General features: G+C 51.9%; 7 protein-coding genes and 1 pseudogene. 5 read left to right on the forward strand and 3 right to left on the reverse strand.

The genetic code is table 11. From position 1 onward, the window contains the following. The 4 genes and pseudogenes from AUK29_05810 (at position 1) to AUK29_05825 (ending at position 3743) form a co-directional block, all read left to right on the forward strand. Positions 1-205, forward strand: a pseudogene (locus AUK29_05810) (hypothetical protein). Between the two features lie 76 nt (positions 206-281). Then, positions 282-638: a hypothetical protein gene (locus AUK29_05815; protein OIP63880.1), complete on the forward strand. Its 357-nt coding sequence runs from the start codon at positions 282-284 to the stop codon at positions 636-638. A gap of 24 nt (positions 639-662) precedes the next feature. Beyond that, positions 663-2039 (forward strand): hypothetical protein, encoded by a 1377-nt coding sequence (locus tag AUK29_05820; protein ID OIP63886.1) that lies wholly within the window; start codon positions 663-665, stop codon positions 2037-2039. A gap of 300 nt (positions 2040-2339) precedes the next feature. Beyond that, on the forward strand, positions 2340-3743 hold the full coding sequence (locus AUK29_05825) for a hypothetical protein (protein OIP63881.1): 1404 nt from the start codon (positions 2340-2342) through the stop codon (positions 3741-3743). Positions 3744-3789: 46 nt separating this feature from the next. On the opposite strand, the gene AUK29_05830 is transcribed toward AUK29_05825, so the two are convergent. From AUK29_05830 to AUK29_05840, 3 genes are all read right to left on the reverse strand, one after another. Further along, on the reverse strand, positions 3790-5583 hold the full coding sequence (locus AUK29_05830) for a hypothetical protein (protein ID OIP63882.1): 1794 nt from the start codon (positions 5581-5583) through the stop codon (positions 3790-3792). Between the two features lie 195 nt (positions 5584-5778). Then, complete coding sequence (locus tag AUK29_05835; protein ID OIP63883.1) at positions 5779-7728, reverse strand: hypothetical protein; 1950 nt, start codon at positions 7726-7728, stop codon at positions 5779-5781. A gap of 389 nt (positions 7729-8117) precedes the next feature. After that, positions 8118-8996 carry a hypothetical protein gene (locus AUK29_05840; GenBank protein ID OIP63884.1) on the reverse strand — a complete coding sequence of 293 codons (879 nt, stop codon included), beginning with the start codon at positions 8994-8996 and terminating at the stop codon, positions 8118-8120. Positions 8997-9280: 284 nt separating this feature from the next. Here AUK29_05840 and AUK29_05845 point away from each other — a divergent pair, with 284 nt between their 5' ends. Next, positions 9281-10354 carry a hypothetical protein gene (locus tag AUK29_05845; GenBank protein ID OIP63885.1) on the forward strand — a complete coding sequence of 358 codons (1074 nt, stop codon included), beginning with the start codon at positions 9281-9283 and terminating at the stop codon, positions 10352-10354. The last annotated feature ends 249 nt before the right edge of the window (positions 10355-10603 follow it).

Genomic DNA, 10603 nt, shown 5'->3' on the forward strand with positions numbered 1-10603 from the left:
AAGAAAGACAACACTGGATTATCTTAGATCCTTATACATCTCTTATGGTTCTAATTGCGAATTGGAGACACAAGTATTACTCGCTGGAGATCTTGGTTATATCAGGGATGAGAAGTTAAAGAGACTTAAGAGTGATATCGAGGAGGTTGAGCGGATGCTCAAGGCACTGATCAAATCACTGGAAAACAAACACTTGACCCCTTGAACCCTGGAATCCTCGAACCCTTTTTACCCACTAAATGGGAGAAGAACCGTAAATAAATTACTTTAAGGAATCCTCCATGAAGAAAACACTTTTAATGATGATCCTATCCGGCATGCTTATTTCATGGACAAGCCAAAGGCTCTGGCATCTCCCGGTCCCCTTCACTTTTGATTCCGAAGCGGCAGCCGAACCATCCGTCAAGGAAACCGGATCCGAGGTTTATGTGATCAAAGACCTTCCGTGTTTCAAGTGCCATATCTATGAGCGCTTTGTCCAGGAGCCTGCGCCCGGCGTTTTCTCCCACGCCCTCCATGTTCAGTTCGAGTACCACTGCAACCAATGCCACAGCTTCAGCGGCCACCGCCAGTTGATCATTAATACGACACTTTGCACCTATTGTCATGAAGCCGTACCGGAACTTAGGAAACACTGATTCCGGAAAGTGATGGATATCCGAATGAAGGCACGAATTCTCTTTATCGACGACGAGCTTCCCATGAGGGAGATGTTTCAGCGGCTCTTTCAGGATTCGGAATACGAAATCCTCCTGGCAAGCGACGGCATGGAGGGGCTCGAGATCTTTGACAAAGAAAAGGTGCATCTGGTCGTCACCGATTTCAGCATGCCGGGCATGACCGGAATGGACGTGCTCAGGGAAATCAAGCAAAAAGACCAGAACGTCCCGGTCATTCTGATTACGGCATTTGCAACCATCGAGACCGCCGTAGAGGCCATCAAGGTCGGCGCCTATGATTATATCACCAAGCCTTTTGATCCGGATGCCATTGAGATTACGATCAAGAACGCCCTTTCTCACAAACAACTGGTGGATGAAAATCTTTTTTTGAAGCAGAAGCTCAAGGATGTGGAAACCCGGTCCGGCATCATCGGGGAGTCTCCCAGGTTGAAGGAGGTTTTCCATCTGATCGAGAAAGTCGCTCCTACGGATGCAACGGTTCTGATTCAAGGAGATAGCGGAACCGGAAAGGAACTGGTTGCCAGGAGACTTCATGAGCTGAGCACGCGAAGAGACAAGACCTTCCTGTCCATCAACTGCGGGGCTTTACCGCTGACCCTGCTGGAAAGCGAGCTTTTCGGATATGAAAAGGGGTCCTTCACCGGGGCCACATCGTCCAAGGAAGGCCTGTTCAAGGCCGCGGATGGGGGGACTTTATTTCTGGACGAGATCGGCGATATGCCGCAGGCCCTCCAGGTCAAGCTTCTGCGTGTCCTGCAGGATAAGGAGATTCTTCCCATCGGCGGTCGAAAATCCTTTACCGTTAATGTGCGGATCCTCTCTGCCACCAACAAGAACCTGAAGGAAGAAATTGAGAAGGGGCGATTCAGGGAAGATCTTTATTACCGAATCAATATCTTTACCATTGACGTCCCTCCGCTCAGGGAGAGGACCGAGGATATCCCCCTTCTTCTGAACCATTTTATGAAGCGCTACAACAAAGAGTTCGGGAAAAATGTCGACAGGGTATCCCCGGAACTGATGCGATTCTTTCTGGAATACGACTGGCCTGGAAATATCCGGGAGCTTGAGAACTATGTGGAGCGGGCCATCCTCATGGCCGAAGGCAAGCAGCTTGAACTTTCTGCAATTCCCGCAGATGTCCAGGTCCCATCAAAAACCTCTTCAGGAGAACCAGAGGATATCCTTCCTTTTAAGGAAGCCAAGGAAAATTTTGAACGGAACTATATTGTCTTTCTTCTGAAAAAATACAACGGGGTCATCTCCAAGGCTGCTCGTGCATCCCGGATTCCCAGGCCGAACTTTTATGAGAAACTGAAGAAGTACGGGATCGTCCAGATCAAAAAACCGAACTGACCGGGCCTGCAGACCATGAAGCGCCTGAACCTATTGCTTCTCTTTTCCCTGATGATGTTCTTTCAGGCCTCTTTTCTTGAAGCAGTCTCTGCTCCTGAGAAGCAGAGTCCTCCCATGTGCCTGGGCTGCCACAGCAATTTAACAGGAAAGAATTTTATCCACCTGCAAAGACACCAAAAATCCGTTCATGGTCATCTCTCGTGCCTTTCGTGTCACAGCCCAGATCGGGTGGCCTCGATTGACCCGGTACACCGTCAAAGCGTACCGTCCAATGCAGCCTTAGCGGCTTATCCTGAACCGTTGAGCCGGAAAAGCCGGTTTCCGGACGCTCTAACCGCCTGCGGGCGCTGTCATGAACGTATCTTCGGACAGGTCAGGCAGAGTGTCCACGGCCGGGCAGTTTTTGAAAAGGGAAATCCCGATGCGGCCTTCTGCAGTGATTGTCATACCCCCATCCATTATATCAAGGCCGTGTCGGATGTTTCCTCCTCGGTTGCCCGATCCAACCTCATCCATACATGCAGCCAATGCCATGCAAACCGGGTTATCGCATCCAGATACCATCTCAATGTCTCCGTAGTACAATCTTACAAGGCCCACTTTCACGGCAAGAAATACAGCCTCGGAAGCAAGGAGACCCCGACATGCGCCGTCTGCCACGGGCACCATACGATCCGGGATGTCAAGGATCCGGAGTCCCCGGTCTCGCCGGAGAACAAGGTCTCTCTCTGTGCCCGGTGCCATGAGGGGGCCACTCCTGCGTTCTCGGAATTATTCACCCATACTCCCTTGAATGCGGGCAGCAATCCGATGGCTTTGCGGGTCAGAAAGGTCCTGGTTGCCTTTCTGGTGATCTTCGTATGTGTCCTGAGTCTTCACCTTCTTCTCGATATTGCAAAAGAGATTCGGTCATTGGGGCGAAAAGCAAGAACGAGCCATACGAGAAATGAAATCCCATGGACGCTCTTCCAGCGTCTTCCCAAAAAGGTCGAGCGCATGGATCTTCATCTCCGCATACAGCATGCGCTTCTTTTTATTGCCGTTTTCTATCTGGCCGCGTCGGGTATCGCCCTGAAGTTTCCGGAAATGCACTTCTCTGAGACTTGGATAGGTTTATGGGGAGGCGTGGAGAATGCCGGGCGCCTGCATCGTTTTTCCGCTCTCATTTTGATGATCGATCTCCTCTATCATCTCCTCTATTTAGGGATTCAGGGATTCAGGAAAAAGCTATGCCTGAGTATGATCCCCAGGATTGAGGACTTTCGCCATCTTTGTCAAAATCTCCGGTACCTTTCCGGACGGGGCGGGGACAGGCCCCGTTTCGGAACGTTCACTTATATCCAGAAGCTCGATTACTGGGTGGTGATGATCGTAGTCCTGATCATGATCATCACAGGACTGATGTATTGGTTTCCTGTGATCGCGGTCCGAATCTTTCCTGACCCTGTTTTCAAATGGATATGGGGGGCGGCCTATGTGATCCACAGCACCGAGGCTATACTGATCCTCTTTTTCGCCTTTGTATGGCACTTTTATCATGTTCACCTGAAAAGCCGTGTCTTCCCCATGAGCTGGATATGGATAACAGGAAAGATAGACCTGGAGGATCTGATGGAAGAACATCCGGGAAACTTCGAAGAGATCCTCGATGCTGAAAGGAAAAAGGGAGAACCGGACACGAAAGGGGAGAGCGGCTCCGAATGATCCTTTTCATGACTCAAGCTTATTGAGATGCGATAGAAGAGGTCTTTTATCCAAGCTCTTTTTCCTGATCACTCTCACAGGGAAGCGAAATAAAGAAGGTGGCGCCCTGGCCGGGCGTGCTCTCCACCCGGATATTCCCACCGTGATCCGTGATGATTCTCTGCGTGATGCTCAGACCCAGGCCGGTCCCCTTGTCCTTCAGCTTGGTGCTGAAGAACGGGTCGAAAATCTTTGAGAGGGTTCCAGGCGGGATGCCCATGCCCGTATCCCCCACTTCAATCACCACAGATCCCTGTCCGGGATTGTTTTCTGTCGTAATGGTCAGGACTCCGCCCTTGGGCATGGCCTGAAAGGCGTTGATGAACAGATTGACAAAGACCTGCTGGAGCCTGTCGGAACTTCCGGTGATCTTTTTGACATGCGGGCTGAGCCTCTTGATGATCCGGTAGTTCTTTTCCTCCTTGAACTGGTGTTCGACCATGGTTAGAGAGTCATCAATGATCCGGTTGACGTCCACGGTCTCATGCTCCTGCGCCGGATGTCTGGAATAGAGCAGGAGACTGCGGGTGAGCCGATCAATGCGAAAAGCCGCCTCGGAGATCCGTTTGATGTGATCTTTCTCCTCTTCATCACCGCATCTCCTCAAAAGCATCTTGGCGTATCCGACGATAATGGAGAGAGGATTCCCGACTTCGTGAGCGACTCCTGCGGCCATTTCACCGAGTGAAGCGAATTTCTCCTGATGGATCAGTTGCTGCACCGTCAGGTCGAGCTCCTCGCGTTGTTTCTGAAGAGACTGCACCATGTTGTTGAAAGAGTCGGCCAGAGTGGAAAGTTCGTCGTCGGACCCCGTCCGTATTCGCCGGCTTAAATCTCCCTGCGCGACCCGGTCGGTCAGGACGGCCATTTCCCTGAGGGGCCTGCTGATGGTGCGGATAACGAAAAAATTAATCAGGGTGAGAATGATCATGATGACAAGCGAGATCGCGATGTAGTTGCTCACCACACTTCCTTTGGCCTGTGCCAGGTCATTGGTTGACATAATGACGCCGAAGACGGCTTTGTTTTCCTCACCGATGCGAAGCGGAGAGAAAACGGCCTTGTACTCCTTGCCGGCCAGATAGACCTTTTCAAGAACGGATTCTCCCTTCCCCAGGATTCTCTCGATGAGATCGGGTGTCACCCGAGCCTCGATTTTCTCTCCCCAGTCCGGGTTTTCCAAGGTAGACGAGATGATCTTGTCATTGTGGAGGATAAAGAGATCATTTTTGGTCTTGGACTTGACCTCTTCAAGATATTCATCATCCAGACCGAACCCCACCAGCACAACATCCGGTCTCCCGCTGCTTTCAAAGGGGACCACCACATCATAATCCAGATGGGTTTTTCCGTCCGTGGTTTTAAAGATCAGATCACTCAATTCTTCTCCTTTCAGGCCCCGTTTGATCATCTCCCGCTGTGCCCGATTTCCGCTCTGAAGAAAGCGTTCCGGCTCGATATAGATCCTGACCCCCTCCTTGATCAGAAGATCCATATGCGAGATGTCCATGGTCCGATGAAGGACCGGGCTCTCGGTCTCATGGGCGGAGCTTTTAAAAGAGGCCAGGAGATCACCATAATGAATCGTTTGTTTTTCTTTCTCCTTGAAGAAGGCCTCCACGGTTTCCTTGTACACAAGGATATCCCGGCTGGTGCTTTTCTCAATCTGCTGAGACAGGATATTCACCACCAGGATCACCACAAGGATGATCGCGAGGAAAGAAAAGACAATGAATGGAAAGAGGATCTTGTTCTGAATGGTCCGGCGTTCAATAAAAAAATCGCGGCAGAAAGCGCTCAACTTACCCATGGTTTACCAAAAGTAAGGGGTGAAATGTTTGTTTGCTCGGGGGCAGGCTCAGCCTGAAACCTCTCCTTTTGATCCCCTTTACATAGATAGTCCAATTCGACCTGCATGTCAATAGGGAGATGATCCCCGAACCCCGATGTAAAAATTCTAACGGTTCCCTTCCCCTCGCGGCTCCCGCTCTGATTTTCATTTGAGATGCTCTCTCAGGGCGAGGTAGCCCCGCAGGACCTCGGCCACGCTCCAGGCCTGTGCGGGCGATCCTCCCGGCTGATGCGGGGGGTCTCCATCGAAGATCTCGCCTATGGTTCCTACGCCGTATACCTTGAGCTGTTCAATCAGGGGTTCCATGATATGGATACCAACCCGGCCGGGCAAGACCTTGATGCAGGCATCAATGTAGGGACCGATCAGCCAGGCCCAGACCGTTCCCTGATGGTAGGCGCTGTCTCTTTCCCATGGCCCCCCCTCGCAGCGTTTCCGATAGGCGGGGTGATCCGGATTGAGGCTCCGGAGTCCGAATGGGGTAAGGAGTTTCTGCCGGACCAACTCCATGACCCGAACAGCCCGCTCCCTGCTGATGAGAGGGGAGTTCAGGGAGACGGCCAGCACCTGGTTGGGGCGGAGCGATGGGTCAGGGCCGTTTTCCGTATCGATGACATCGTACAGAAACCCCCCTTCGGGATACCAGAACCGTTTGTTGAAATGGTCACGGACCTTCTCTGCAAGGAATCCATAATCCCTCTTTAACCTCAGGGATTCCGCCCAGGAATCCATGCGCCGCAGGGCATGATGCCACAGGGCATTCACCTCCACGGGTTTGCCCATTCTCGGGGTGACGACCCAGTTTCCCACTTTCGCATCCATCCATGTCAATTGCAGGCCCGGCGTCCCGGCATAAATGAGTTTGTCCTGAGGGTCCATCCCGATTCCGAAGCGGGTCCCTTTTCGGTATTTCAGCATGACGGTTTCCATCGCGGGAAAGAGGGCCTTCAGGAGATGGGGGTCTCCTGTTCTTTTAAGGTACCTGTCCACCGCATGAAGATAGAGAAGAGAGCCGTCCACGGTGTTATATTCGCATCCTCCGGTCCCCTCTACGATGCGGTTCGGGATCAATCCGTCGAGGATCAGCCTGGCATAGTAGACGAGGATCTCTCGAGCCTCGTCATAGCGGCCCGTGCAGAGCAGAAGGCCTTCAAGGCTGATCATGGTATCCCGTCCCCAATCCGTGAACCAGGGGTATCCGGCAAGGATGGCGGCCCTTCCGGTCTTCTCCCTGATGATGAACTGATCGGCGGCAAGGGCAAGGGATTCGGTGATGGTATTCCGGACTGCAAGAGAAGAAAGGATGCGCTCTCTTCTTTTGACCTCGCGGCAGCGTATCTGCTGCGGGGAATCGGGCTCCTTCTCGCCGGAGGTCACCACCAGGGCCGCGGGGTGATCATGCGTGAAAGGAAAGATGCATTCACCCGGGCTGAACAGGTCTTCAACATCCGAAAGCCCCCGTTCCCTCTCTCGGACATACAGAAAGTCCCGATACCAGTACGGCGGGCCGGTGAAGGAGCCGCCGTTGAGATGAAAAATCAAGGTCGGCATGCCGGGATAGGGATGCAGGGAGATTTTCCCTTGTTCCGCCATCACCGAGGGGTCAAGCGCCGGATTTTCCCGGGTCAGGGAATGATAGTCCCGGTAGGCGATCAGCGGCCTGATGTGCAGCTTGCCTTGTCCCGGGGTGAGGAGGGTATAGAGGATGACCGTGGTCTCCTCTCCATAGGACATGAAGATCTCTTTTTTAAGACGGATCTGATCGAATTCATAATAAAACGTCGGGAAGGGGTATCGCTCAAAGCCGGAAAGGAGAAGATGCCCCGCCGGGTGGATGGTCTCCCTGTACTGGTTGCAGCTTAAGTCATACCGCATGCCTCGAATAATCAGGAACTCTTCAAGCTTGGAGAGGAGGACAAAGCGGTTCAATCCCTGTCCCGAGGAGACGAGAAGTCCGTGATAACGGCGCGTGTTTGTCCCGATGACCGTGGAAGAGGCATAGCCGCCGAGGCCGTTGGTTTCGATCCATTCGAGTTCAACGGCTTTGGAAAAATCGTTCAGGACCTCTCGGGAAACATGGATGCTCGGTTGCATGGTCTCCTTCCGTCGGCAGGTGTAAATAAAGACGGTTCTTCTCCCCTTTGGTGGGTAAAAAGGATTCAAGGGGTCCAGGGTTCAAGGGGTCAAGTGAAATACTGGAACGCAAGCAAAATCTCCAGAGAAAAACACTGGAACCCTTGAATCCAAGATGCCTTAGTGTAGTAGCCGTCGCAGACGGCAAGGGTAAAGAAAAGCGGGACACGCGAAGCGTAACCCTAGGACCCTCGGCCCTTATGTTTTTAGCACTTCACTTGACCCCTGGAATCCTTGACCCCTTGACCCCTGATGTTTTCACCCACTCTTTTGGAGATGATCCATAAAGGCAATGTATTAACGGCCCAAAGCAGAAAAAATCCTTTTATCAATCCTGACCGGCCTTTTTGTCAGGATGAATGAAGGTCATTCAGAGACCAGTCGTAGTCCATATATTCAATCCTGAACGCTCCCTCCGTCAATGATTTTTTCAGTTCATCCGGGATATGTTCCCAGATGAAGTTCAAGGCATCACTTTTTCCCGGGGGAAGATCCTGAAAGAGTTGGTGGACGGTAAAATAGTAAAAAAAATCCTTACCAAACCAGGAAAAGATCTGAGAAAGGCAGAGGATCCTGTGTTCGGCGTCCCATCGCAGGCCGTGTTCCGGATCCGAGATGTACTTTTGTGCCTGCTGGTCCAGCATCGGCTCCAGGGTTTCGCCTTCATAGGGGATGGAGGAGAGGGGCGGGCATCCAAGGGATGCGCATACCAAGGCGAAATGGGCCCTCGGTTCTTTGAAAACCCCGCGCAGGATGGCGTGTTCAATCTGGTCCAAAGAGACGACCTGCCCCGCCGTTCTGTAAGCCGTTTTATCCCATACCCCGCCGATCTGGCGGATACTGACCTTGGGATAAAGGAGGTTCCAGCCCTTGGGCGGATACTGGTCAACAACGGCCTTGATGGTAAAAAGATTATAGGCATTGATCCAGAAGGCGATTTGTGTCTTTCGATCCCATGCCCCGTAAATCTGCCGGGAGATCCCGGCGAATTCCCTGATGCTCTCTTGGAGCAGATCCGGGTGCTGTTTAAGCCTTTCATAATCGACCCGCCCGTCTGAAACAAACTCTGTGAGGAGACGGCCCCAGGATGCATTGGGGAGCGGTTCGACCTGTCCGGCCGAGGCCGGTAAGGAAAACCCGATGCAGGCGAAAAGAACTGCAGCAACGAATATGTGAACCTTTTTGAGATGCGCAGGGAGTATCCGGACCCCTGAGACCATGATGTTCATTTGATTCTCCCGAAGAAGACTTTTTCCAGTACTGCATATACCTATATCTTAAGAATACCCTGTTTGGCAAGCGGATAGATTCTGCTCCGGCAAAGATTTTTTGACGAATCCTTTATAGAATTCCGAGCTGGTTTAATTGGCGTAAAAACAAGAAGGTTGAGGGATGTCTCTCCTCCCGCCGCCTTGCCGCCCCTGCGGGAAAGAGCCATTCAATTGACACTTATTTGTTTGTCCACAAACAAAAAATAGGTTATAATATAATTAACATCAATAAGGAGGTTGGTATGACGATGCCCGTGAGGATCCTGATTGTGGATGACGACGCAGCAGCACGTAGGAGAATCAGAGAGGCGCTGGTTGACGGGCATTACCTCTTGGAGGAGGCATCGGACGGCCTGGATGGGATACATAAGGTGATGGCCTTTCGTCCGGACCTGATCCTCCTGGACGTGGTCATGCCGAAGATGGATGGGCTTAAGATGTGCAAGTTCCTTCACGAGAACCTTGAGACCAGCGAGATCCCGGTCATCATGTTGACCGCCCATGGCGATAGCGCCGCTTCATTGAAAAAACTGGAACTGGGCGTCAATGACTTTATTACAAAACCGTTTGAGGATGATGATCTCATCGTCAGGGTGAAGCGCCAGGTTGAGATCAAAGAAAAACTCGACCGATTGCTGAGCGAGAAAGAGGATCTTCATGTCATCCAGAAGATGATTCATACCCTGTATGAAAAGAAATCCATGTATGACCTCCTCTATACCCTGGTCAGACAGATCACGGGCATGATCGAAGCGGAACGCTGTTCCTTCGTGAGGGTGAGAGAGGACCGGCAGACCGGCGTGGTGGAGGCATCGAGCGACAGCCCTGATGTGCAAAACCTTGAAATTGATCTCAAGAAGTATCCCGAAATACTTGAAGTGGTTGATTCGAAAAAGATACTGGTTATCCAGGATATCGGGAGCGCTCCGATTATGGCCCCTGTGCGGGAGCGCCTTGAAAAGATCCGTTTTCAGTCTCTGGTCCTGATTCCCGTGGTTCTTGGGGACAGGATCGTCGGGACGCTCCTGCTCCGTTCGGCCAGAAGCAGCAAGACCTTTACGGAAAGGGAACTTCGGTTCCTGGAGGCTATTGCCGAGGCTGCGCGGCCTGCAATCCTGAACGCCCGTCTCTTCGAGAAGATGGAAGAGAAACTCCTGAATGCGCCTGTGAAAGATCGAATCCTTGAGGACGGAAAGCTCCAGTACAATCTTCCGGTTCAGGAAAACGGTAATAGGATCATGGATCAGATCTTCCAGCTCAAGGATGAGATCCGTAGGCTTAAACAAGTCCAGCAGGAGATCCGGGAGCAGAAATAAATATCCTCCGGCAAAGCCGGAGGTATTACGATTGCCGGCCCCTCAAAGGGGCCTGATCGCAATCGGTTAAAAAACACCCTCCCCTCAATCCCCTCCCATCAAGGGAGGGGAAGCCCGCCGGCAGTTCCCTCGCCCCTTGTGGGAGAGGGCAAGGGTGAGGGGTAAAGCATTTCGATTAAAGGTGCCTTTGCGGAGCAAAAATTCTAAATTTTATGAAGTAAAATTTAGCGCCCGTAGCTCAGCTGGATA

It is taken from the genome of Nitrospirae bacterium CG2_30_53_67 (assembly GCA_001873285.1).
GTDB lineage: Bacteria > CG2-30-53-67 > CG2-30-53-67 > CG2-30-53-67 > CG2-30-53-67 > CG2-30-53-67.

Bases quoted from the DNA above. Each gene is read 5' to 3' on its own strand.
- AUK29_05815 (OIP63880.1), top strand. From the start codon at position 282: ATGAAGAAAACACTTTTAATGATGATCCTATCCGGCATGCTTATTTCA.
- AUK29_05845 (OIP63885.1), top strand. From the start codon at position 9,281: ATGACGATGCCCGTGAGGATCCTGATTGTGGATGACGACGCAGCAGCA.
- AUK29_05820 (OIP63886.1), top strand. From the start codon at position 663: ATGAAGGCACGAATTCTCTTTATCGACGACGAGCTTCCCATGAGGGAG.
- AUK29_05840 (OIP63884.1), bottom strand. From the start codon at position 8,996: ATGAACATCATGGTCTCAGGGGTCCGGATACTCCCTGCGCATCTCAAA.
- AUK29_05835 (OIP63883.1), bottom strand. From the start codon at position 7,728: ATGCAACCGAGCATCCATGTTTCCCGAGAGGTCCTGAACGATTTTTCC.